This is a genomic window from Corynebacterium sp. AOP40-4SA-5 (genome assembly GCF_052377355.1).
Classification (GTDB): Bacteria; Actinomycetota; Actinomycetes; order Mycobacteriales; family Mycobacteriaceae; genus Corynebacterium.
On the sequence record NZ_JBQSWS010000005.1, the window covers coordinates 101,504 to 124,387 of the forward strand.

Consider the following 22,884-nt stretch of genomic DNA (forward strand, 5'->3'; position numbering starts at 1 on the left):
CGCCGGGCCGTCAGAACTTGTCGACGTCCACGACCACGCGTCCGCGCACCTTGCCCTCCAGGAGCCGCTCGGCGGCGGGGACGGCCTCGTCCAGGCCGACGTCCTCGGTGATCATCGCCAGCTTCTCCGGGTCCAGGTCCTCGCCCAACCGGCGCCAGGCCTCCAGCCGGTCCTCGATCGGGCACATCACGCTGTCGATGCCGGCCAAGGTCACGCCGCGCAGGATGAACGGTGCCACCGATGCGGGCAGGTCCATGCCCGCGGCCAGGCCGCAGGCGGTGACGACGCCGCGGTACTTCGTCCCCGCCAGCACGTTCGCCAAGGTGTGGCTCCCGGCCACGTCGACGGCGCCGGCCCAGCGTGCCTTCTGCAGCGGCTTTCCGGCCCCGGAGAAGTCCGACCGGTCGAGGATCTCCGATGCGCCGAGGTCCTTAAGGTACCGGTTCTCGTCGGGTCGGCCGGTGATCGCCACCACGGTGTACCCCAACTTCGCCAACACGGCGACAGCGACGCTGCCGACACCGCCGGAGGCCCCGGTCACGGCGATCTCGCCCTGGTCGGGCGTGACACCGTGGCGCTCCAGGGCCATCACGCACAGCATGGCGGTGTAGCCGGCGGTGCCGATGGACATGGCCTGGGCGGGAGTGAAGTTGTCGGGGAGGGGCACGAGCCAGTCGCCGTTGACCCGGGCCTTCTGGGCCAGTCCGCCCCACCGGCGTTCCCCGACGCCCCAACCGTTGAGGACGACCCAGTCGCCCTCCGCGTAGTCGGCACCGCCGTCAGTGTGCTCGACCTGGCCGACGAAGTCGATGCCGGGCACCATCGGGAAGTCGCGCACGATCTTGCCGTTTCCGGTGATCGCCAGGGCGTCCTTGTAGTTCATGCCCGAGTGGCTCACGCGGACCGTGACGTCGCCGTCGGGCAACTGCTGTTCGTCGAGTTCGGCCAGTCGTGCGCGGTAGCCGGCGTCGTCGTTCTCGATCAGTACACCTGTGAACATGGCGGGTGCTCCTTGCTGGGCGGGGAAGGGTTCGCCCGCCAATATTAGACCGATCGTCTATGAAATTCGACGGTTGGTGCGAAACCTATGCATCCTCCGGCGGTACGCGCAGGCCAGCGAGGTAGAAGCGCCGGAAGATCCTCAACGGCTCCGCACTACGGTGGAGCTTGGCGTGCAGTACCGCGCCCTCCCAGCCGATCCAGAAGGCCTCCGCCGCCTGACGGCAGTCGACCCCGTCGGGGATCTCACCGTTGTCCTTGGCGGACGTCAGACATGCGGCGACCCGGGCCTGCCATCCGGCGAGGACATCGACGATCTGCGCGCGGTAGGCCTCGGGAAGTGCGTTCATCTCCTGGCCGAGGTTGCCGATCACGCAGCCGCGCCGGTAGGAGTGGCGTTGCATGCCTGCCTCGGCATCCGCGCAGAAGGCGTCGATGCGGTCGAGGGCGGGGACGGACCCGTCACCCAGGTGGCGGTCGAGCTTGCGGGTGAAGTAGCGGTCGTATTCGACGATGACCGCCGCCCCGAAGGCTTCCTTGCTGTCGAAGTAGGCGTAGAAGGAACCCTTCGGTACCCCGGCGGAGGTGAGGATCTCCTCGATGCCGGTCGCGCAGTAGCCTTTCTCGGTCAGGGCGGCGACACCTGTACGGCACAGGAGCTCGCGGGTGTCCTGACGTGCGCTCTCCGACTTCCGCGGACGGCCACGTTTCCGGGGTCGGGTGCTGGTAGGCGGGGTCTCGGTCATGGGGGTGCGTGCTCCGTCGGATGAGAGGTGGGTCGAGGTCGCAGGGGCTACGAGGGGGTCACCTCAGGCTAGGCGACGCCGCCGTCTCGGTGGGTACCCCCTGCACTATCCTCGGGAGTATGACTGTTTCGCTGCCACCGATGGTGCCGTCGACCTGGAAAAGAGTGCTGGTCACCGCGCTCACCGTCCCTGTTCTTGCCGTCACCGGATGCTCCATCGGTGAGGACGGCGGCGACAGCGACGAGGCGGCGACCTCCGACGTCGTCGAGGAGGACACCGACGAGAGCGAACTCATAGCGGGCCTGGATCTCGGGGACGCACCGAAGGGCTTCCGTCCGACGGAGCCGGGCACGGAGCTCGATCTCGACGAGCCGGCCTACGTGGTCACCCGCCAGGCCGCTGGCGACGGTGGTGGTGAGACGGACGTCGCGTCGGACGCACCGCTGCAGTTCTGGAAGGTCACCGCGCTGAGGTCCAGTGTGCTGGACGCCGACGAGGTCGCGGTGGGCGACGGGGCAGACGACGTCGACCATTTCCTGTGCCTGCCCTACGAGGTGGAGTTCCTCGGGGCAGGGGAGGGCGCCGACCTCGTCGCCCCGGTGCCGTACCCCTCCGATGACGCGGGGACCGCGGCCAACCTCGTCGAACGCGCTGAGCCGTCGGTGTGCGGTGTCGACGAGGAGGATATGCTGCCCGGCGACATGAACGACGTCGAGGTCGGCACCACCTACTCGGGGTTCGGCCTGAGCTACGTCGACAAGGAGCGCACCCGCGGCATCAACCCGACCGGGATGGCGTTCGCCTACGACCTCGGCGAGACCGCGGAGACCGTCGGCGGCAACGAGAACACTGCGAATACCGAGAACACCGAGACCACCGGGAGCTCTGCGGTCACCGACGTCGAGGACCTCGACGGCACCGAGCCGATCCGCTGGAGCTGACCACCGGGACCGTCCGTGACGGTCCGGGAGGGCGACCTACGCCAGGAACTTCGGGCGGGCCTTCTTCAGCAGTTTGAGGCCCTTGCTCAGTTCCTTGTGTCCGGTCTGCTCGGCGATGTCCGGGTTGGAGCTGAATGCGGCGTCCGACCGGACCTCCGGGGCGTTGGAGGCGTCCGCACGCAGCATGGAGTTCGGCAGGGAGAGCTTCATCAGCGTGCGCTGCACCTGCAGGAGCTGCTTGGGGAAGCTGTCGGTGTTGTAGGGCAGCCCGTACTCGTTGGCGATGGTCTCCACCTCCTTGCTGATCTCGGCGAGGTGGTTGGACGGCATGTCGGGGAAGAGGTGGTGCTCGATCTGGTAGTTCAGGTTCCCGGACAGCACCGAGAGCACCGGGCCGCCACGGAAGTTCGCGGAGCCGAGCATCTGACGCAGGTACCACTCGTCCTGTGTCTCCTCGGCGAGGGTGCGGCGGGTGAAGGTCTCCACGTCGTCGGGGAAGTGGCCGCAGAAGATCACGGCGTACGCCCACACGTTGCGGGTGAGGTTGGCCATGACGGCGGTCTTCAGCGCCGCCGCCGCGCGGCGTTTCGCCCCGGCGGCGCGCGACAGCTTCACCCCGTCCTTCGACCCGGGGAACAGGAAGCCGGTGGCCGCGGCGATGGCGGGGAATCCGACGTAGTCCTTGCCGAACTGGCGTCCGGTCTTGGCGACCGCGGCGATCAGCCGGGGCTTGGTCTCCTCCCAGCTCTGGCGTCCGGTGAAGTAGCGGCCCAGTTCCACGTCGTAGAAGCCCACGGCCACCTCGAAGAGGCTGGCGAGCACGACGTTGATCAGCGGCTGGAACAGTGCCTGCGGGGTCCACTTGCGGTCGCGGGTCACGCGCAGGATGCCGTATCCCACGTCGTTGTCCATGCCGATGATGTTGGTGTAGGTGTGGTGCACCACGTTGTGGGAGTGCTTCCAGCCGGAGGAGGGGCCGGTGTTGTCCCACTCCCAGGTGGAGGAGTGGATCTCCGGATCGTTCATCCAGTCCCACTGGCCGTGCATCACGTTGTGGCCGATCTCGAGGTTCTCGAGGATCTTCGCCAGCCCCAGCATCAGCCCGGCGGGCACGGCCACGTTGGAGGAGGTGGACGTGGCGATGCGTGCGATCAGGTCGAGGGCGCGCTGGGCGCGGATGAGGCTCTTGATGTAGTCGGAGTCCTTGGTGCCCAGGGAATCGCGGTGGGCTTTCTCGATCGCGGCGAGGCGGCGGCCGATGTCGCGGACGTCGTCGTCGGACAGGTGGGCGTAGGCGGTGATGTCCTGGACTGCCATGGGTGCTCCTCAGGGGTGGGTCGGCAAGGGGTCGTGCAGGGGGTTCGGGCGGGGTTGTGCCGGTCAGCTGCTGGCGATGTGGAGGTATCCGGAGGGGACGCTGCAGCAGGTGCGCACCTGTTCGCCTGGGCCGTAGGTGGCGCCGTCGCGCAGGTCCACGGCGGTGCCGTCGGTGATCGGGGCGACGCAGGTGCGGCAGATGCCCATCCGGCAGCCGTGGACGAGGTTGACCCCGCAGTTCTCCGCGGCGTCGAGGATCGTCGTGGAACCGGTGGACTCGGTGGTCACGCCGGAGTCACCGAACTCGATGGTGCCGCCGAGGTCGGCGGCGTCCGGTCCGGTGCCGGCGCTGCCGGAGGCGGCGCCCTGGGCGTGGAAGGTCTCGGTGCGGGTGCCGGGCATCGCCTCGGTGAGGGACTCCAGCAGCGGGCCGGGACCGCAGGCGAAGGTCTCGCGCGCCGCCCAGTCGGGCACGGCCGTCGTGACGTCCTGCGCACTCAGGCGGCCACGCCGCGAGGAGTCCCAGCCGATGAGACGGTAGGACGCCTCGTCGGCGTCCAGGGCGTCCAGGGCGTCCAGCGCCTCGAGCTCGTCGGCGAAGGGCGACGGCGGACGCGCACCGCGTTCGCTGTGCACGTGCACGACGTCCGGCCAGGTCTGCGGCGTGCACTCCTCGCGCAGCCAGCGCAGCATCGACATCACCGGGGTGATGCCGGCGCCGGCGGTGACGAAGAGCAACCGCTCCGGCAGCGGCGACGGGAGGTGGAAGTCGCCGCCGGGGGCGGACAGGCGGATGATCTGGCCCACGTCGGCGTGCTCGGCGAGGTGGACGGAGACCATGCCGCCGGGCACCGGCTTCACGCTGACGGTCAGGGTGCGGCCGCGCCCGTGCCCGGAACGCACCGGTGCATTGGTCAGCGAGTAGCAGCGCCACCGCCACCGTCCGTCGATCTGGAGGCCGAGGCCGATGAACTGCCCGGCGTGGAAGGCGCCGCCCATGCCCGGGCCCGGGGAGATGGTCAGGGTGGTGTAGCCGCCGTGGCGGGTCACCCCGAGGATCCGTCCGCGGATCTCCCGGCCACGCAGCGGGTCGAAGAGACCGGCGTAGTCGGTGGGGGTCAGCGGGGTCGTCAGTTTGCGGAGGGCAGGCGTGAGCGGTTTCGTGGCGCGGGCCACGACCTTCCCGAGTCGCGCTTTGTTCATCACAGCGATATTACAGACAGAAAGATATATGTTCCAAGATAAAGGAGATGTGAATATCCTGGTGTACCCCTGTCGGCGACGCGGCGCCGCCGGCGGGGGCCGTTACAGTGGTGGGCATGACTGACATCTCCGACCTCGAGATCCCCGGTGCCTGGGTCGCCGAACCCCGCATCTTCGGCGACGACCGCGGAACCTTCCACGAGTGGTTCCGCGCCGACGTCGTCGCCGACAAGCTCGGCCACCCCTTCGACATCCCCCAGGCAAACCTCTCGACGTCGCGGGAGGGCGTGGTGCGCGGCGTGCACTTCGCCGACGTGCCCCCCGGACAGGCCAAGTACGTGACCTGCGTGGCAGGACGCGTCGTCGACGTGCTCGTGGACCTGCGCCGCGGATCGCCGACGTTCCTGCAGCACGTGGCCGTGGAACTCTCCGCGGAGAACCGACGCGGGGTCTACGTGCCGATCGGCGTGGGCCACGCCTTCGGCGTGCCCGCCGGTGCCGGCCAGGCCACCATGAGCTACCTGGTCTCCGAGGGCTACGACCCGGGCGCCGAGCACGCGGTCAGCCCGCTGGACGCCGGGATCGGCATCGACTGGGCGTCCCTCGGCGTGCAGGAGATCGTCCTGTCCGACAAGGACCGTGAGGCCCCGACGGTCGCCGACGTGGAACGCGGCGGCGTTGACGGGGTCGTCCTGCCGTCCTGGAACGAGTGCCGCGGCTGGGAGAAGGAGCTGCGTCTGGCGTGGGAGCAGGCCCAGCAGGACGCGGAGAACTGGGAGGGCGAGTGATGCGCGGCATCATCCTCGCCGGCGGCACCGGGTCCCGGCTGCGTCCCATCACCCTGGGGGTCTCCAAGCAGCTCGTCCCGGTGTACGACAAGCCGATGATCTACTACCCGCTGAGCACCCTGATGCTCGCCGGCGTCCGGGAGATCTTGGTGATCACCACCCCGGAGGACAACGACCAGTTCCGCCGCCTGCTCGGCGACGGATCCCAGTTCGGCGTGGAGATCACCTACGCCGTGCAGGACGCCCCGAACGGGCTGGCCGAGGCGTTCATCCTCGGCGCCGACTTCATCGGCGATGAACCGGTCGCCCTGGTGCTCGGCGACAACATCTTCTACGGCGCGGGCCTGGGATCCCAGCTGCGCCGCTTCCACGACGTGGCCGGCGGGGCGATCTTCGCCTACTGGGTCGCCGACCCGACCGCCTACGGTGTGGTGGACTTCGACGCCGACGGTACGGCGACGTCCCTGGAGGAGAAGCCGACCGACCCACGGTCGAACTTCGCGGTGCCGGGGCTGTACTTCTACGCCCCGGACGTGGTGGACGTGGCCCGGTCGCTGGAGCCGTCCGCCCGAGGCGAGCTGGAGATCACCGACCTCAACCGTGCGTACCTGGAGCGCGGCGACCTGCAGGTGGAGATCCTGCCGCGGGGGACCGCCTGGCTGGACACCGGCACCGTGGACAACCTCATGGCCGCCGGGGACTTCGTGCGCACCATCGAGGAACGTCAGGGCTTGAAGATCGGGTGCCCGGAGGAGGTCGCCTGGCGGATGGGGTACCTCAGCGACGACGACCTCGCCGAGCGCGCGGGGGCCCACGGGGCCTCGGCGTACGCCTCGTACCTGTTCACGCTGCTGAAGCGGGGCAAGGAGAACTGACGGGGGCTGGCAGGTGCGGGCTGGTCAGGCCCAATTAGGCGCCAGCCTCGCCGTCCTTCTTCTCCTGGGAGCCGTTGGAGCCGGGCTTGTGCTCGGGTTTGTTCTCTGGCTTGTTCTCGGGCTTCTCCGTGGAGGGGTCCTGGGCGGGCGGGTTCTCCGTCTGCTTCTCCGGAGCCTTCCCGGTCTCGCCGGCGTCCCAGTGCTCCCCGCGCCGGGCGCGTTCCACCGCCTCCTGCTCACGCTTCTCCGCCTCACGCTGGGCCTTGAAGCGTTCCTTCTTGATGTTCCAGAGGAAGTCGGGGTCGTCGTCCGGGCCCTTCGCGCCCGCGCCTCCGGAACCCTTGCCGCCCCGGTTCTTCTGGATTCCCAGCGGCGGGAACTGGCTCTTCTGCGATCCCCCGGCTGCGTTGTTCCAGGTCTTCGGACCGAATGCCTTCCACAGCACGATGACCGTGACGATCACGAGCACCACGAGTATTACACGTCCCATTGTTGTCGACCTCCTGTCGGCGTAGGGGTGGTCGGTCGCCGGACCGACACGTCCCTCCATGCTAACCACCTGGGGACACAGAGTCGATCGGCGGGTGTGAATCACATTCATCCCGGTCCGGCGGTGCGGGGTCCGCAGGGTTTTGGGGGCGTGCTGCACGGGGTCGTAAGGTGGGGGACGTGGAAGACAGGGATATCAGGGACACCAGGGACACCGACGACACGGTCGACGCCGACAGCGCCGAGAACACCGGTGCCTCCGGTACCGCCGACGCCGACCTGAACCCCGGCAAGCTGCCCGCCGGCGCCTGGCGCGACATCGCCCTGTACGGCCTGGCCCGGGTGCTGGTGTTCGTGGTGCTGACGGTGGTCATCCAGTCGGTGGCGATCCTGATGGGGATGGGGCAGTCGTTCCCGCTGCTGATGAGCGCGCTGCTGGCCCTGATCGTGGCCCTGCCGCTGTCGATGTTCCTGTTCCGCAAGCTGCGGCTGCGTGTGAACGAGCAGATCGCGGTGCGCGACGCGGGTCGTCGGGCCCACAAGGAGCAGATGCGTGCCCAGCTCGAGGAGCGCCTCGACTGAGCGTGCCGCGCCGTGAAAGGCCCGGGCAGACAGCAACCCCGGAGGTTGGGTACGACCAACCTCCGGGATTGCTGTCTCTGGGGCCCGCCCAGGAACGGTCCCGGACCCGCCCGGGGCGTCAGCTCAGCAGCATCGCGATGAACATCGCCGCCGACCACACGAGCATCCCGCGGCCGGTCAGCCCCAGCACCGGGATCAGGTCCTTGCCCTGTGCACCCTTGACCACCGGTAGGGCGGCGACGAACAGCAACGGCACGGCGACGAGCGCGATGAGGGCGGCGATGCCTGCGGCGGACACCGCCACGGTCACCACCACCGACACCGCGACGAGCACCACGTAGAGCACCCGGGTCGCACGGTCGCCGAGGATCACCGCCAGCGTCGTCTTGCCGGCCTCCCTGTCGGTGGGGATGTCACGCAGGTTGTTGACCAGGTTCACCGAGGCCGACAGGCTGCCGACGCCGACCGCCAGCAGCAGTCCCACCCAGCTGACCGTGCCGGACTGGGTGAACTCCGTGCCGGTCACCGCCACCAGGCCGAAGAATACGAACACGGCGACCTCGCCCAGCCCCCGGTAGCCGTAGGGGTTCTTGCCGCCGGTGTAGAACCAGGCGCCGAGGATGCACAGTGCGCCGATGAGGATCAGCCACCAGGCCGACATCAGCGACAGGACGATACCGGCGACCCCGGCCACGGCGAAGCTGAGGAAGGCGGCGTACTTCACCCGCTCCGGCGGCACCAGGCCTGACCCGGTGAGCCGCAGTGGGCCGGTGCGGTCGTCGTCGGTGCCGCGGATACCGTCGGAGTAGTCGTTGGCGTAGTTCACACCGATGATCAGTGCCATGGCGACCACGCTGGCGAGTACCGCGCGGATCCAGGAGGCCTGTCCGTCGTACACGGCGGCGGCGGTGCCGGCGAGCACGGGGGCGACGGCGTTGGCCCAGGTGTGCGGGCGGGCTCCGGTCAGCCAGTCGCCGGCGGTGGCGGTGTTGTGGGACAAGTCGATCTCCTGACGGGCGCGTGCGTCACCGGTTGCTCCCGGTGTCTCTCAGCTCCTCAGCCTAGTCCGCATCTGCGCGTGCACGGCCCGCCGGTCGACCTTGCCTGGTCCGGTGGCCGGCAGGGCGGACGTGGTGAGGACGCGACGGGGGATGAGGTGGCCCGCGGTGCCGGACGCCTTCAGCGCGGCGCGTACCTCGTCGGTGAGTTCGGCCGCGGTGGCCTCGGACTCCACGAGTGCGACGACGGCCTCGCCGAGGTCGTCGTCAGCCAGGCCGACCACGCACGAGCGGTACCCGATGGCGGAGAGCACGGCCTCGACCTCTTCGGGGAGGATCTTCAGTCCGCCGCTGTTGAGTGCCCCGTCGGCGCGTCCGCGCACGGTGAGCACCCCGTCCTCCACCGCGCCGAGGTCACTGGTGCGGAAAGTGCCGGTGGCGGGGAAGGCGTCCTGCTCCGCCGCACCGTCGACGTTGCGGTAGCCGTCGGCGACGGTCGGCCCGCTCAGCAGGATGCGCCCGGAGGCCTCCTCGATGGTGGCGACGGTGCCGGGGATCGGTTCACCGTCGTAGACCACGCCGCCGGCGGTCTCTGAGGAGCCGTAGGTCAGCACGATCGGCACGCCTTCCTGCCTGCACCGTGCCACGAGCTCCGGCGAGGTCGCCGCCCCTCCGACGAGGATCGCGGCGTACTCGCGCAGCGCGGCGAGAGCGCGGGAAGTGTCGGTGCCGTCGGTGTCGTCGGTGCCGTCGAGCAGACGGTGCAGCTGCGTCGGCACCAGGGATGTGTGCAGGTTCTCCCCGGGATGGCGGTCGCGCAGGTCGGCGGTGGCGCGCACGAAGCCGGCCGCGGTGAACCGCCCGTCGTCGTCCATCACGGTGGGGGAGTGGCCGGCGTGCTGGCTGCGCAGGATCACCTGGAGACCGGCGATGTGGTGCGGCGGCAGGGCCAGGAGCCAGGGTCCGGGTGCGGTGCCGAAGCGTGCACGCAGGTAGGACGCCGTGGCGTCGGCGGAGGCCAGGAGGTTGGCCGCGCGCAGGCGCGCGCCTTTCGGCAGTCCGGTCGAGCCGGAGGTGCAGGCGATCAGCGTGCCCGGGGCCTCGTCGAGCGTGACGTCCGTGACGCGCATGGCGTCCTGCAGGTCCGTCGCCGCGCGGGCGTCGGGCGGGACGGGGAGGACGGCGCGGCGTCCGGCGAGCACGTCCTGCAGGACAGGCAGTGCGGCGGCGACGCTGGCGGTGTTCAGGGCGACGGGCAGTGCTTCGAGCTTCACTGCTCCAACGCTACGCCGCCGTGGTGCCCGCTCAGGCGAGCAGGCCGAAGGAGGCGACGTAGGAGCAGGCGGCGGACGCCTCGGCGTCGGTCGGGTGGCGGCCCTCCAGGGCGCGGAAGGTGTAGCGTACCTCGCGCGGGGTTGCCGGGGTGCGTCCCTCGTCAATGAGCAGGGCGAGGACGTCGGTCGAACCGGTGCCCACGCCCAGGTCGGACGGGGAGAACACGCGGGTGTTGGGGCCGGTGTCCTCGCGGCGCACGGTGCGCGGCAACGTCATGGTGCAGGATCCGGGCAGGACGCCGAGCACGGTGTTGTCGATGAAGGCCTGGTCTCCGGAACTGGGGCGGCGGTACCAGTCGAAGAGGCTGACCAGTCGCCGGGTGATGGATGTCGTGGACGGCACGGGATTCACTTCCTTCAGGCAGGTAACCGCCGTTGTGGCGGGGGAACAGAGGACGACGTTCGTCGATCTACCCAAGATGGTAGATGCAAACAATGGGAGACGTCAAGTATTATCTCTGTTTCTCCTGCGTGAAGGGGATGTTGCCCGTCCAGAATGTGACTGTGGCAGTGCCTGCCGTCAGTGCCCGCCGCCGGTGGTCGCCGTCCCGAAGACGTCCCAGCCGAAGGTGGAGTAGATGCGGCCCTGGGTGACCCACATCAGTCCGACCAGGATCGCCAGGGCGATGAGGGCGAAAATCACCATGGCGGCGGAGCGGCGCCACCCGGTGTTGTGGGTGACGGTGCTGTCGGCGCCGTCGGCGGCGGGCACCCAGAGGCGGATTCCCACGCCGAAGAGGATCGGCAGACCGGCGCCCAGCACGAGTCCGGCGATGGTGACCTGGAGCAGTGACTCGAGGATGGTCATGATCTAGTTCTCCTGGCTGGTCGGGTGTCCGGCGGAGGTGTCGAGCACGGAGGCGGGGTCGCCGCGTCCGATCCCCGGGTCCCCGGCAGCGTCGGTGGGGGCCGCGGCGGCGTCGGCGGAGCTTGCGCCGGAGCCGGCCAGGGCGTGGACGAGGGTGTCGTTGTCGGTGGCTGCGGGGGCCCCGGGCTCGGCAGCGTCAGCGGCGCTGGCGGCGTTGGTGGCGGCGGTAGCGTCCGCGGCGGTGGCGGCGTCCTCGGGGGACAGGCCGTGCTCGTCCCAGTCCTCGTTGACGTTGTCGGCGTGCACCGGCTGCTTACGCGCCTTGTACACGATCAGGCCCACACCGATGGCCAGGATCAGGAAGGAGAACAGCGAACCGACGGCCATCGAGGTGGCCTCGGCGACCAGGTTGGACGCCGACCACACCAGCCAGGACGCGGCGGCGGCGAGCGGCAGGGTGGTGACCCAGGCGATGGCCATGCGTCCGGCGACGCTCCAGCGGACCTTCGCACCGGGCTTGCCGACACCGGAGCCCAGGATCGAGCCGGTGGCCACGTGGGTGGTGGACAGCGCCATACCCATGTGCGCGGAGGTCAGGATGATCGCGGCCGAGGAGGTCTCGGCGGCCATGCCCTGCGGGGAGGTGATCTCCACCAGGCCCTTGCCCAGGGTGCGGATCACGCGCCAGCCGCCGGCGTAGGTGCCCGCGGCGATGGCGATGGCACAGCTCGCGGTGACCCAGAAGGGCATGTCCGCGGCGGCGTCCAGGTTCCCGCTGGCGACGAGGGCGAGGAAGATGACGCCCATCGTCTTCTGCGCGTCGGAGGTACCGTGCGCCAGGGCGACCAGGGAGGCGGAGCCGATCTGGCCGAGGCGGAAGAGGTTGTCGCGCTCGCCTTCACGGGTGCGACGGGTGAGCTTGAAGACCCCGGCGGTGCCGACGGCGGCGACCAGCCCGGCGATCACCGGGGCGGCCAGCGCCGGCACGATGATCTTCTGCAGGACGCCGTCCCACACCACGCCGGAGACGCCGAGGGCGGCGATCGCCGCGCCGATCAGGCCGCCGAACAGGGCGTGGGAGGAGCTGGAGGGGAGCCCGAAGAGCCAGGTGAACAGGTTCCAGAGGATGCCGCCGATGAGACCGGCGAAGACCACGAGCAGAAGCTTGTCGGCCTCCGCGACGACGCTGAGGTCGAAGTCCTCCAGGTTCACGATGCCGTTGGCGACGGTCTTGGCGACCTCCACGGAGAGGAACGCTCCGACGAGGTTCAGCAGGCCCGCGAGGGCGACGGCCGTCTTCGGCTTCAGGGCTTTGGTGGCGATGGAGGTGGCCATCGCGTTGGCGGTGTCGTGGAAACCGTTGGTGAAGTCGAACGCCAGGGCGGTCCCGATCACGAGCACGAGGATGAGAAGCTCAGTCACACCTAGAAATATCCCGCTTATCGGCGCAAACGTCTACTCCCCGGACGTCGACGGGGGTATTAAATGGGGGTATATCGTATTCACTTAAGCGGGTCGGACAGGCGGCATAACCGCAGGTCGTGGAAGTGGTCGTATTCACCGCGAATGACGGAACAGGTAAACAGTGGGTGAATTCAAGGGAAAATCGGAAAGTGTGCTACCGGAGTGACCTGCGGAATGAATCCGGGGCTGGACTGATCGTTGACCCCGCCCATCATCGCCCCTGTTCTCGCAGGACGCTGACCTCCGGCTCCCCGGATTCACATGTGGCACTCAGGTACCGGTGCCGGGCTGTGCCGTCCCCCGGCGGGCCCGGCGCCCCGTCAGTAGTAGTAGGGGAACTCGTCCCACCGCGGCGCCCGCTTCTTCAGGAAGGAGTCGCGGCCTTCCACGGCCTCGTCGGTCATGTACGCCAGGCGGGTGGCCTCCCCGGCGAAGACCTGCTGGCCCATGAGTCCGTCGTCGGGCAGGTTGAAGGCGAACTTCAGCATGCGCTGCGCCGTCGGGGACTTGCCGTTGATCTCGCGCGCCCACTGCACCGCGGTGTCCTCCAGCTCGATGTGGTCGGCGACCTCGTTGACCGCGCCCATCTGCATCATGCGCTCGGCGGAGTAGGAGCGTCCCAGGAAGAAGATCTCGCGGGCGTTCTTCTGACCGACCTGCTTGGCCAGGTAGGCCGAGCCGTAGCCGGCGTCGAAGGATCCCACGTCGGCGTCGGTCTGCTTGAACATGCCGTGCTCGCGCGAGGCGATGGTCAGGTCGCACACCACGTGCAGGCTGTGTCCGCCGCCGGCGGCCCAGCCGTTGACCACGGCGATGACGACCTTCGGCATCGTGCGGATCAACCGCTGCACCTCGAGGATGTGCAGGCGTCCGCCCTCGGCCTTGACGCGGGCCTCGTCGACCTTGTCCGCGGTGGCCTCGGTGACGTCACCGTCGTGCTCGGTGGCGTACTGGTAGCCGGAACGGCCGCGGATGCGCTGGTCGCCGCCGGAGCAGAACGCCCAGCCACCGTCCTTCGGGCTCGGCCCGTTGCCGGTCAGCAGGATCGTGCCCACGTCGGGGGAGCGCCGTGCGTGGTCGAGCGCGCGGTAGAGCTCGTCGACGGTGTGCGGTCGGAAGGCGTTGCGCACCTCGGGACGGTCGAAGGCGATGCGCACGATGCCGTTCTCGCGTCCTTCACCGGCGTGCCGGTGGTAGGTGATGTCGTCGAAGTCGAAGCCGGGGACCTCGCGCCACTGGGAAGGGTCAAAAGGATTGTCGCTCATGGGACCATCGTAGGGTGTGGTCATGCTGCCTCACGCCCTTCCGTCCCTTTCCGAGCTCAGCGACCGGGCCCGCGTGGTCACCTGCCCGCTGCGTGTGCCCTTCCGCGGCGTCACCGAGCGCGAGCTGATGCTCCTCGAGGCACCGTCCGGCTGGGTCGAGTGGTCGCCGTTCCTGGAGTACGGGGCCCCGGAGGCCTCCCGCTGGCTGCGCAGCGCCGTGGAGCTCGGCTGGGGTGAGGTGGCCGCGCCCACCACGGGGTCAGTGGAGGTCAACGCCACGATCCCCGCGGTGGACGTCTCGGTCGACCCGGAGGCCGTGCCGCGCTTGCTGGAGCGTTACCCCGGGTGCACCACCGTGAAGGTGAAGGTCGCCGAGAAGGGACAGACGCTGGAGGACGACCTGGCGCGGGTCCGCGCCGTGCGTGAGGCGCGTCCCGGCATCGCCGTGCGGGTCGACGCCAACGCCGGCTGGACCGTGGACGAGGCCTTCGAGGCCGCGACCGCGCTGACCGACCCCTCGCGCGGCGGCGGGCCCCTGGACTACGTGGAGCAGCCGTGCGCCACCGTCGCCGAGCTCGCCGAACTGCGCAAGCGCCTCGGCTCGCGCGGCATGATGGTGCGCGTCGCCGCCGACGAACTCATCCGCAAGTCCACCGACTCGATGGCCGCGGTGCAGGCCGGGGCCTGCGACGTGGCCGTGCTCAAGGCCGCGCCGCTGGGCGGGGTGTCGCAGGTCCGCGCGATCGCCGAGGAGGTCGGATGCTTCGGCGTGGCCGTCACCGTGTCCTCCGCCCTGGAGTCCGGGGTGGGCATGTACGCCGGCATCCTCGCGGCGGCGACGCTGCCGGGCTACACCGACGACGACGAGATGACTGTCGTCCCGCAGGCCGCGGGCCTGGCCACTGGCTCGCTGTACGCCGAGGACATCTGCGCGCCGCGCCAGATCGTGGACGGACGCCTCGCCGTGGAACCGCTGACGCCCGACGCCGACCGGCTCGACGCCCTGGCGTCCTCCGCCGAGCGCCGCGACTGGTGGTTCGAGCGCCTCGCGGCGTCCTACCGGCACCTGGGGTGAGCCGTAGCGAGGTCGGCCCACCCCGCGCCTTCGGCTATAAAGGGGCCAATGAGCGACAGCCACGACACCATCCACGTCCGGGGTGCCCGGGCGAACAACCTCAAGAACATCGACGTCGACCTGCCCAAGCGCAAGCTCACCGTGGTCACCGGCGTCTCCGGGTCCGGTAAGTCCTCGCTGGTGTTCGGTACCGTCGCCGCGGAGTCGCGCCGGCTGATCGACGAGACCTACAGCGCGTTCATCCAGGGCTTCATGCCCAGCCTGCCGCGACCGGACGTGGACGTCCTGGAGAACCTCTCGCCGGCGATCATCATCGACCAGGAACGCATGGGCGCGAACTCACGCTCCACCGTCGGCACCGCCACCGACGCGTCCTCCCTGGTGCGGCTGCTGTTCAGCCGCCTGTCGCAGCCGTACGTCGGCGCGTCCGGCCACTTCTCCTTCAACCTGCCCGAGGGCTGGTGCCCGACTTGTGAGGGCACCGGCGTGGGCGCCACGCTGGACCTGTCGGCATTCCTCGACGAGTCGAAGTCGCTGAACGAGGGCGCGATCGACGCGCCGGGCTTCGGCGTGGGGGACTGGTACTGGTCGTCCTACGCGAAGAACCCGCGCCTGGACCCGGACGTCCCGGTCGCCGACTTCACCGAGGAGCAGCGCGAGTTCTTCCTGTACGCCCCGGCGCAGAAGATCAAGGTCCCGAAGGAAGACAAGGACGCCAACGGCGGATTCTCCACCCTGAGCTACGACGGGCTGGTCACCCGCATCCGCCGCCTGTGGATCGACCGCGACACCCCGCCGAAGCAGAAGCAGATCGTGAACTTCGTGGAGCGCATCAGCACCACCGGCCCGTGTCCGGACTGCCACGGCACCCGCCTCAAGGAGGCGTCGCGCACGGCCACCGTCGCCGGATGCACCATCGGCGAGTGGAACTCCACGCAGGTCACAGAGCTCCGCGAGCTCGTGCTGGCGCTGGACGCCGAACCCTCGGTGGCACCCGTGCGCACCAACCTGCTCGGCATGCTCGACAACCTGGTGGACGTGGGCCTGGGCTACCTCAGCCTCGACCGCCCGGCGGGCACCCTGTCCGGCGGTGAGGCGCAGCGGGTGAAGATGATCCGCCACCTCGGGTCGTCCTTGTCGGACGTCACGTACGTCTTCGACGAGCCGACCATCGGGCTGCACCCGCACGACATCGACCGGATGATCGACCTGCTGCGCCGCATCCGCGACAAGGGCAACACCGTGCTCGTCGTCGAGCACAAACCCGAGGTCATCGCCGCCGCCGACCACGTGGTCGACGTCGGTCCGGGCTCCGGCGACGCCGGCGGCGAGATCGTGTTCGCCGGCACCTACGAGGGTCTGCGCGGGGCGGACACCGTCACCGCGCGCTCCCTGGAGCGCGGCGTGAGCCTGCGCGGACACGTGCGCGAGGCCACCGGCACGATCGCGCTGCAGCACGTCAACGACAACAACCTGAAGGACGTCTCGGTCGACGTGCCCCTCGGCGTGCTCACCGTGGTCACCGGCGTGGCGGGGTCGGGCAAGTCCTCGCTGGTGCACGGCGGGCTGACCGGCAGGGACGGGGTCACGGTGGTGGACCAGTCCGGGATCCGCGGCTCGCGCCGCTCCACCCCGGCGACCTACACCGGTCTGCTCGACGACGTGCGCAAGCTCTTCGCCCGGGCGAACAAGGCCGCCGGGGCGACACCGGCGCACTTCAGTCCGAACTCCGAGGGCGCGTGCCCGGTGTGCAACGGCCTCGGCGTGGTCTACACCGACCTGGCGATCATGGCGGGGGTGTCCACCCCGTGCGAGGAGTGCGGGGGACGCCGCTTCCGACCGGAGGTCCTGGAGTTCACCCTGGCCGGACGCACCATCAGCGACGTACTGGACATGACGGTGCGGGCCGCCCGCGAGTTCTTCGCCGGGGAGGTGAAGGCCAGTGCGGGTTCGCGCAACGTGGTGGCGGTGCTGGAGCGCCTGGCCCAGGTGGGGCTGGGGTACCTGCGCCTCGGTCAGCCGTTGAACACCCTGTCCGGCGGCGAGCGGCAGCGTCTGAAGCTCGCGGCGAAGATCGGTGAGGGGCTCAAGGGTGTGGACGGAGACACGTCATCGTGCTCGACGAGCCGACCTCGGGCCTGCACCTGGCGGACACCGGCACGCTGGTCACGATGATGCAGTCGCTGGTCGACGACGGCTACAGCCTCGTCGTCATCGAGCACAACATGGCGGTGATGGCGCAGGCCGACCACATCATCGACGTCGGCCCCGGGGCTGGCCACGAGGGTGGGCAGGTGGTGTTCACCGGCACGCCGGCGGAGCTGGTGGATGCGACGACCCTCACCGGACGCCACCTCGCCCGCGCGGTGGGCAGGTAGGTCCGGCTGTGGTCGCGGCGAGGTCGACAGGTAGCGTCAGAGGGTGTGACTGACCTGATCGACACCCCCAACCACAGCGGCGACAACGGTAGCGACCACACGGGCGCCGCGCATCTGGCCCCGGCGACCCGCGTCGCGGCGGTCGTCGTGGACGCCCTCATCGCCAACGGGGTGCGCGAGGCGGTGGTCTGCCCGGGGTCCAGGTCGGCGCCGTTGGCGTTGGCCTTCGCCGAGGCGGACCGGCGTCACCGGCTGCGCCTGCACGTGCGCACGGACGAGCGGTCGGCGTCCTTCCTGGCGTTGGGCCTGGCCAAGCGCTCGGGACGGGCGGTGCCGGTGGTGATGACCTCCGGGTCGGCGGTGGCGAACTGCATGCCGGCGATGGTGGAGGCCACCGCCGCCGGGGTGCCGTTGATCGTTTTGTCGGCGAACCGGCCGTGGGAGATGCTGGGCTCGGGGGCGAACCAGACCATCGACCAGTTCGGCATCTTCGGCAGCCACGCCGTGGAGGCCGTCGGCATCGACGCCGCCGTCCGTGGCTCTGAGGGGGACGCGCAGGACGCCGCATCCGCCGACGCCACCGTGCGCGACCGGGTGGCCCACGCCGTCTTGCACGCCATGGGCCCGGTCGGGGCCGGCGGCGTGCAGGTCGACGTCCCCTTCGCCGAGCCCCTGGTCCCCGCCACCACGGCGGACGTGACCCTCGCCGCGACGCTCGCCGGCAGCGAGCGGAGCGTCCCGGACCGGCTGCGCACCCCGCACGACCCGGCGGCGACGGTGGACCTGTCGCTGCGCACCCTGGTGGTCACCGGTGATGTGCGTGACCGCGTCTGGGCGCAGGAGGTCCTCGACGAGCTCGCGGGTGTGCCGACCATCGCCGAGCCCGGCAGCCCCGCCCCGGACACCCCGGTGCACCCGGCCGCCGCGGGCCTGTTCGCCGCCGAGATCGGCGCGGGCGTCGGCGACGGCGACTACCGGGCGCAGATGCGTCCGGAGCAGATCGTCCTCGTCGGACGTCCCACGCTGCACCGCGGCACCGCCCGGCTGCTGGCGGACCCGGCGATCCGGGTCGTGCCGGTCTCCGACCGTCCCACCGCCCCGAGTGTGGGACGTTCCGACGTCGACACCGCCGCACCGTTCCGTGGGGTGCGCGTCACCGGTGAGCACCCGCGCGGCTGGCTGCGCACCTGCGCCGCCGCCGGCGAGGTCGCCGCCACGGCGGTGCGTGAGGAGATCGCCGCCGGTGAGTTCACCGGCCTGCACGTCGCCGCCGCGGTGACGGACAGCCTGTCGGACGGGGACGCAGTGGTGCTCGGGGCGTCCTCCGCCGTGCGCGACGCCTCACTGACCGGCCTGCCGTTCCCCGGCGTGCACGTGGTGACCAACCGCGGTGCCGCCGGCATCGACGGCACCGTGTCCACGGCCGTGGGTGTGGCCCTGGCGCACGCCTCGGCGGAACCGGACCTGATGCGTGCACCGCGCACCGTGGCTCTGATGGGTGACCTGACGTTCCTGCACGACGTCAACGGCCTGTCGGTGGGCCCGGGCGAACCGCGCCCGGAGAACCTGGTGATCGTGGTGTCCAACGACGACGGCGGCGCGATCTTCGAGACCCTCGAGGTCGGCGTACCGGGGCTGCGCGAGTTCGAGGACGGCGTGTCCGCCTTCGACCGGGTGGTGGGCACGCCCACCGGCGCGGACCTGGAGGCGCTGTGCGACGGCTACAACGTGGCGCACCGGCGCGTGACGAACATCAACGAACTGGCCCTGGCGCTGGAGGACCACGCCGAGGGCGCCGGTGGCATGCTCGTCGTCGAGGCCGCGGTGACACGCGCCCCGCGCGAGCGCATGCACCGTCAGCTCACGGAGAAGACCACTGTCACCCCGGCGACGCCGGCACAGGAGGGGTGACGCCGTGGTTTCCCGCCCGTCGTTCCTGAGCTCCGTGGAGGCGCTGCGCCCCTCGCGGGCGACCGTGCACCGCCGCCTGGTGCAGACGATCCTCGCGCTGGCGGTGCTGGCCACCGCGGTCAGCGGTATGCTGGTCGTCAACGCCGCGATCGGCGACGCGAAGATCGCCCGCGACCGCGGTGTGGCCGTGGCCGACGTCCTCGGCGGCGGGAACACCACCGTGGTGCGCTACCGCGACGACGCCGGGGTCTACCACCAGCCGGACCGGGGGCTGAAGTACCCGACCGGCCTGTCGCAGGGCGACCGGGTGTACGTGGACTACCAGCGCTCCGACCCCGACAACGTGAAGGTCCAGGGCCGCGGGTGGACGCTGTCGATTGTGCCCGCCCTGTCGGTGTGGCTGGTGTCGATGGTCGTGGTCGGGCTGCTGTTCGGCGTGGAACGGCTGTGGTGGCGGCGGGGGAAGAACGGGCGGGACGCGGCGATCGACTAGGCTTGGTCAGCGTGTCACGAGCCAGCCTGGAGAAGAACCCGTCCGACGTCGCCCGCATGTTCGACGCCGTCGGAAAGAACTACGACCTGACCAACACGGTGCTCTCCTTCGGGCAGGACCGTCTGTGGCGTAAGCGCACGCGTCGCCGCCTCGACCTGGCGCCGGGCGACAAGGTGCTGGACCTGGCGGCGGGCACGGCGGTGTCCACCGTGGAGCTCTCCGAGTCCGGCGCATGGTGCGTGGCCTGCGACTTCTCGCACGGCATGTTGGCCGCCGGGGCGGACCGCGACGTGCCGAAGGTCTGCGGCGACGGCATGAACCTGCCGTTCCCGGACAACACCTTCGACGCGGTCACCATCAGCTTCGGGCTGCGCAACATCGTCGACCCTGCCGCCGGGCTGCGGGAGATGGCGCGGGTGACGAAGCCCGGTGGGCGTCTCACGGTGTGCGAGTTCTCCACCCCGGTGGTCCCGGTGTTCCGCACCGTGTACATGGAGTACCTGATGCGTGCGCTGCCGGCGGTGGCCCGTGCGGTGTCCTCCAACGCGGAGGCCTACGTGTACCTCGCGGAGTCCATCCGCGCCTGGCCGGACCAGGAGGCCCTGGCCGCGCTGGTCAACGACTCCGGCTGGCAGGGTTGCGGCTGGCAGAACCTCACCTTCGGCATCACCGCGATGCACAGCGCCACCAAGCCGAACTGAGCGCTGGCGCGGCGCTCACGCCCCGAACAGGGGACGTGACTCCGCGTGCCAGAAGCGGTCGTGGGCGCTGCTGAGGCGTCCGGCACCGAGCCAGAGCCGGGCGGTGAGGTCGCGGTCCTCGGGGGTCACGAGGTTTCCCATCAGGCGTGCGGCCGAGCCCATGAGCCGGTCGGCGACCGGCCCGCGCATCCCCAACGGCCCCACCGCGGAGAGCAGGCCGGGCATGGTCAGCAGGGTCGCGGCGCGTCGGGCCAGGGAGAAGGCGTCGCCGTAGCGGGCGCGCAGGTGCTCGGGCCAGATGTAGCGCAGACCGTCGGACGTCCCGTCGGCCGCCGCGAGCATGTCGACGAGGTCCACGCCCGACTCCAGGGAGTAGTCGATGCCCTCCCCGTTGAGCGGGTTGACCAGCGCGGCGGTGTCACCGACGGCGGCCCAGTTCACCCCGGAGACCCGGGTGACCGCCCCGCCCATCGGCAGCAGTGCGCTGGCGACGTGCGTCGGTGCGCCGAGGCCCCACTCCTCTTCACACTGCGCGGCGTAGGACGCCAGCAGCTTGCGCACGTTCACCTTCGCCGGACGCCGTGAGGTCGACAGTGCCCCGCACCCCAGGTTCACCGCCGGGCCGTGCTCGCCGTCGGCGCCGAGCGGGAAGATCCAGCCGTAGCCGGGCTGCGCCACGCCGTCGGCGTCGCGTAGCTCCAGGTGCGAGTGGATCCACGGTTCGTCGCTGTAGGGGGAGGGACAGTAGGACCGTGCCGCCACACCGTGGACGAGCCCGCGCAGCCACTGCAGGCCCAGCGTCCTGGCCAGTCCGCTGCGCACGCCCTCGGCGAGGACGAGGTAGCGGCAGTGCACGGCGGAGCCGTCGGCGAGACGCACGGCGCGTACCCGGCGGGCGCCGGCCACCAGGTCGGTCTCCACGTCCACCGCCTTCGCGGTCAGTCGACGCGCGCCGGACGCCACGGCGAGGTCCACCAGTGCGTTGTCCAGGTCGGTGCGGGCCACGGCGGTGCCGCGGGCGGGGAACTCCGGGTGGTCGGGCCAGGGGGCGGTGACCGATCCGCCGAAGCCGTGCAGTTTCAGGCCGCGGATCTCGGGGCGTCCTGCCGCGGGGGCGACGAGGTCACCGGCGCCGAGCGCCTCCAGGGCGTGGACGGCGCGCGGGGTGAGTCCGTCGCCGCAGGTCTTGTCGCGGGGGAAGTCCTGCATGTCGAGCAGCAGGACGTCGCGGCCGGCGACGGCGGCGCGGTGTGCGGCGGCGGATCCTGCCGGGCCCGCACCGACGACGAGAACTTCGCACTGTATGTCATTCATCGTCGACTATTCTGGCACGGTGTCGTGGGTGGAGGTCATTGGCACAGGTGTCGGCACGGGTGGCGGCGCAGGTGTCCGTCTGGGTCCGTGCCGAGGTGCTGGTCTACAGTAGCGTGGAGCAAGATTACCCAGAGAAGACGTTTGACGGACAGAGGCTACGTAATTCATGGCAAGCACTAACTCGGATGTGCGGGTGGGGCTCGACCTCGGTGACGAGTACCTGAACACCGCTGTCCCGGACGGCCTGGCGCGTGTGGAGGCCAGGCTCCGCGAGGTCCTGTCGTCCGGGGAGAGCTTCCTCACCGACAAGATCAGTCACCTCGCGGTCTCCGGTGGAAAGCGCTTCCGTCCGATGTTCGCCCTGCTGGCGGGACAGTACGGGCAGGACCGGGAACTCACCGACACGGTGACCGACGCCGCTGTGGTCGTCGAGCTCACCCACCTCGCCACGCTGTACCACGATGACGTGATGGACGAGGCCGAGCGCCGTCGCGGCGCACCGAGCGCCAACGCCCGCTGGTCGAACTCCGTGGCCATCCTCGCCGGCGACTACATCTTCGCCGTCGCCTCCGGACTGATGGCGGACCTCGGCACCGACACCGTCCGGCACTTCGCCGACACCTTCGGTGAGCTCGTCACCGGCCAGATGCGCGAGACCATCGGGCCGGACGGTGAAGAGGACGAGATCGAGCACTACATGCAGGTCATCCAGGAGAAGACCGGTGTGCTCATCGCCTCGGCCGGCTACCTGGGGGCGCTGCACTCCGGGGCGTCCGCCGAGCACCGCGACGCGCTGTTCCGGTTCGGCCGCCACCTGGGCCAGGTGTTCCAGATCGTGGACGACATCATCGACATCTGGTCCGACCCCGAGGAGTCCGGCAAGACCCCCGGCACGGACCTGCGCGAGGGCGTGTTCACCCTGCCGGTGCTCTACGCCATGCGTGAACAGACCGAGGGTGGGGCGCGCCTGCGTGAACTGCTCACCGGGCCCGTGACCGACGATGCCTTGGTCGACGAGGCCCTGACCCTGATCCGGGCGTCCAACGGGCGTGAGCGCGCCCTGGAGGACGTGCGGCGCTACCGCGGGCTGGGCGAGGACGAGCTGGCGCAGCTGCCGGCGCTCCCGGCGACGGGCGCGCTGCGCAACCTCATGGACTACTCGCTGGAACGTCTGGGATAGCCTCGCTGACCAGCTGATTTGCC

General features: G+C 70.2%; 21 protein-coding genes and 1 pseudogene. 10 read left to right on the plus strand and 12 right to left on the minus strand.

Annotated features, from left to right (window positions below; translation table 11 throughout):
- Nucleotides 1–10: 10 nt before the first annotated feature.
- The gene (acuI, locus tag ACT3S3_RS04530; RefSeq protein ID WP_441578919.1) at nt 11–1,000 is read right to left on the minus strand and encodes an acrylyl-CoA reductase (NADPH); all 990 of its coding nucleotides are present in this window, start codon (nt 998–1,000) and stop codon (nt 11–13) included.
- An 85-nt stretch (nt 1,001–1,085) separates the two neighbouring features.
- Nucleotides 1,086–1,745, minus strand: coding sequence for an acrylate utilization transcriptional regulator AcuR (gene acuR, locus ACT3S3_RS04535; RefSeq protein ID WP_301443981.1), 660 nt, complete (start codon nt 1,743–1,745; stop codon nt 1,086–1,088).
- Between the two features lie 119 nt (nt 1,746–1,864).
- On the opposite strand from acuR, the gene ACT3S3_RS04540 reads away from it, so the two are divergent.
- Entirely contained in the window at nt 1,865–2,686 is an 822-nt protein-coding gene (locus ACT3S3_RS04540; RefSeq protein ID WP_444626351.1) for a hypothetical protein, read from the plus strand.
- Between the two features lie 36 nt (nt 2,687–2,722).
- Here the strand turns inward: ACT3S3_RS04540 and ACT3S3_RS04545 are convergent, their stop codons facing one another.
- Nucleotides 2,723–4,003: a fatty acid desaturase family protein gene (locus tag ACT3S3_RS04545; RefSeq protein WP_441578921.1), complete on the minus strand. Its 1,281-nt coding sequence runs from the start codon at nt 4,001–4,003 to the stop codon at nt 2,723–2,725.
- A 63-nt stretch (nt 4,004–4,066) separates the two neighbouring features.
- On the minus strand, nt 4,067–5,206 hold the full coding sequence (locus ACT3S3_RS04550) for a flavin reductase family protein (RefSeq protein ID WP_444626353.1): 1,140 nt from the start codon (nt 5,204–5,206) through the stop codon (nt 4,067–4,069).
- Nucleotides 5,207–5,322: 116 nt separating this feature from the next.
- Here ACT3S3_RS04550 and ACT3S3_RS04555 point away from each other — a divergent pair, with 116 nt between their 5' ends.
- Both ACT3S3_RS04555 and rfbA read left to right on the plus strand, forming a co-directional pair.
- On the plus strand, nt 5,323–5,994 hold the full coding sequence (locus ACT3S3_RS04555; RefSeq protein WP_441578923.1) for a dTDP-4-dehydrorhamnose 3,5-epimerase family protein: 672 nt from the start codon (nt 5,323–5,325) through the stop codon (nt 5,992–5,994).
- Nucleotides 5,994–6,869 carry a glucose-1-phosphate thymidylyltransferase RfbA gene (gene rfbA / locus ACT3S3_RS04560; protein ID WP_301442308.1) on the plus strand — a complete coding sequence of 292 codons (876 nt, stop codon included), beginning with the start codon at nt 5,994–5,996 and terminating at the stop codon, nt 6,867–6,869. The genes ACT3S3_RS04555 and rfbA overlap by 1 nt, the downstream gene beginning before the upstream one ends.
- A 34-nt stretch (nt 6,870–6,903) precedes the next feature.
- Here the strand turns inward: rfbA and ACT3S3_RS04565 are convergent, their stop codons facing one another.
- Entirely contained in the window at nt 6,904–7,419 is a 516-nt protein-coding gene (locus ACT3S3_RS04565; RefSeq protein WP_441578924.1) for a hypothetical protein, read from the minus strand.
- Between the two features lie 119 nt (nt 7,420–7,538).
- On the opposite strand from ACT3S3_RS04565, the gene ACT3S3_RS04570 reads away from it, so the two are divergent.
- A complete protein-coding gene (locus tag ACT3S3_RS04570; protein ID WP_441578925.1) occupies nt 7,539–7,940 on the plus strand; it encodes a DUF4229 domain-containing protein in 402 nt (133 codons plus the stop codon).
- A 118-nt stretch (nt 7,941–8,058) separates the two neighbouring features.
- Here the strand turns inward: ACT3S3_RS04570 and ACT3S3_RS04575 are convergent, their stop codons facing one another.
- The 6 genes from ACT3S3_RS04575 to ACT3S3_RS04600 form a co-directional block, all read right to left on the minus strand.
- Nucleotides 8,059–8,940 (minus strand): 1,4-dihydroxy-2-naphthoate polyprenyltransferase, encoded by an 882-nt coding sequence (locus ACT3S3_RS04575; protein WP_441578926.1) that lies wholly within the window; start codon nt 8,938–8,940, stop codon nt 8,059–8,061.
- Nucleotides 8,941–8,988: 48 nt separating this feature from the next.
- Entirely contained in the window at nt 8,989–10,212 is a 1,224-nt protein-coding gene (locus tag ACT3S3_RS04580) for an AMP-binding protein (RefSeq protein ID WP_441578927.1), read from the minus strand.
- Nucleotides 10,213–10,243: 31 nt separating this feature from the next.
- Nucleotides 10,244–10,615, minus strand: a complete 372-nt coding sequence (locus ACT3S3_RS04585) for a hypothetical protein (RefSeq protein ID WP_301442305.1) — start codon at nt 10,613–10,615, stop codon at nt 10,244–10,246.
- Between the two features lie 177 nt (nt 10,616–10,792).
- Entirely contained in the window at nt 10,793–11,080 is a 288-nt protein-coding gene (locus tag ACT3S3_RS04590) for a hypothetical protein (RefSeq protein WP_301442304.1), read from the minus strand.
- A gap of 3 nt (nt 11,081–11,083) precedes the next feature.
- Nucleotides 11,084–12,502: an inorganic phosphate transporter gene (locus tag ACT3S3_RS04595; RefSeq protein WP_301442303.1), complete on the minus strand. Its 1,419-nt coding sequence runs from the start codon at nt 12,500–12,502 to the stop codon at nt 11,084–11,086.
- A gap of 362 nt (nt 12,503–12,864) precedes the next feature.
- On the minus strand, nt 12,865–13,809 hold the full coding sequence (locus ACT3S3_RS04600; RefSeq protein WP_301442302.1) for a 1,4-dihydroxy-2-naphthoyl-CoA synthase: 945 nt from the start codon (nt 13,807–13,809) through the stop codon (nt 12,865–12,867).
- Nucleotides 13,810–13,831: 22 nt separating this feature from the next.
- Between ACT3S3_RS04600 and ACT3S3_RS04605 the strand changes: the two genes are divergently transcribed.
- The 5 genes and pseudogenes from ACT3S3_RS04605 (at nt 13,832) to ACT3S3_RS04625 (ending at nt 20,367) form a co-directional block, all read left to right on the plus strand.
- A complete protein-coding gene (locus ACT3S3_RS04605; RefSeq protein WP_441578928.1) occupies nt 13,832–14,884 on the plus strand; it encodes an o-succinylbenzoate synthase in 1,053 nt (350 codons plus the stop codon).
- Nucleotides 14,885–14,932: 48 nt separating this feature from the next.
- A pseudogene (locus tag ACT3S3_RS04610) lies at nt 14,933–17,262 on the plus strand (excinuclease ABC subunit UvrA).
- A gap of 45 nt (nt 17,263–17,307) precedes the next feature.
- Nucleotides 17,308–19,173, plus strand: a complete 1,866-nt coding sequence (gene menD, locus ACT3S3_RS04615; RefSeq protein WP_441578929.1) for a 2-succinyl-5-enolpyruvyl-6-hydroxy-3-cyclohexene-1-carboxylic-acid synthase — start codon at nt 17,308–17,310, stop codon at nt 19,171–19,173.
- 4 nt (nt 19,174–19,177) lie between these two features.
- The gene (locus ACT3S3_RS04620; RefSeq protein WP_441578930.1) at nt 19,178–19,666 is read left to right on the plus strand and encodes a DUF3592 domain-containing protein; all 489 of its coding nucleotides are present in this window, start codon (nt 19,178–19,180) and stop codon (nt 19,664–19,666) included.
- A gap of 11 nt (nt 19,667–19,677) precedes the next feature.
- Nucleotides 19,678–20,367, plus strand: a complete 690-nt coding sequence (locus ACT3S3_RS04625) for a demethylmenaquinone methyltransferase (RefSeq protein ID WP_441578931.1) — start codon at nt 19,678–19,680, stop codon at nt 20,365–20,367.
- 15 nt (nt 20,368–20,382) lie between these two features.
- Here the strand turns inward: ACT3S3_RS04625 and ACT3S3_RS04630 are convergent, their stop codons facing one another.
- The gene (locus ACT3S3_RS04630; protein WP_441578932.1) at nt 20,383–21,681 is read right to left on the minus strand and encodes a geranylgeranyl reductase family protein; all 1,299 of its coding nucleotides are present in this window, start codon (nt 21,679–21,681) and stop codon (nt 20,383–20,385) included.
- A 166-nt stretch (nt 21,682–21,847) separates the two neighbouring features.
- On the opposite strand from ACT3S3_RS04630, the gene ACT3S3_RS04635 reads away from it, so the two are divergent.
- Nucleotides 21,848–22,861: a polyprenyl synthetase family protein gene (locus ACT3S3_RS04635; protein WP_301442296.1), complete on the plus strand. Its 1,014-nt coding sequence runs from the start codon at nt 21,848–21,850 to the stop codon at nt 22,859–22,861.
- The last annotated feature ends 23 nt before the right edge of the window (nt 22,862–22,884 follow it).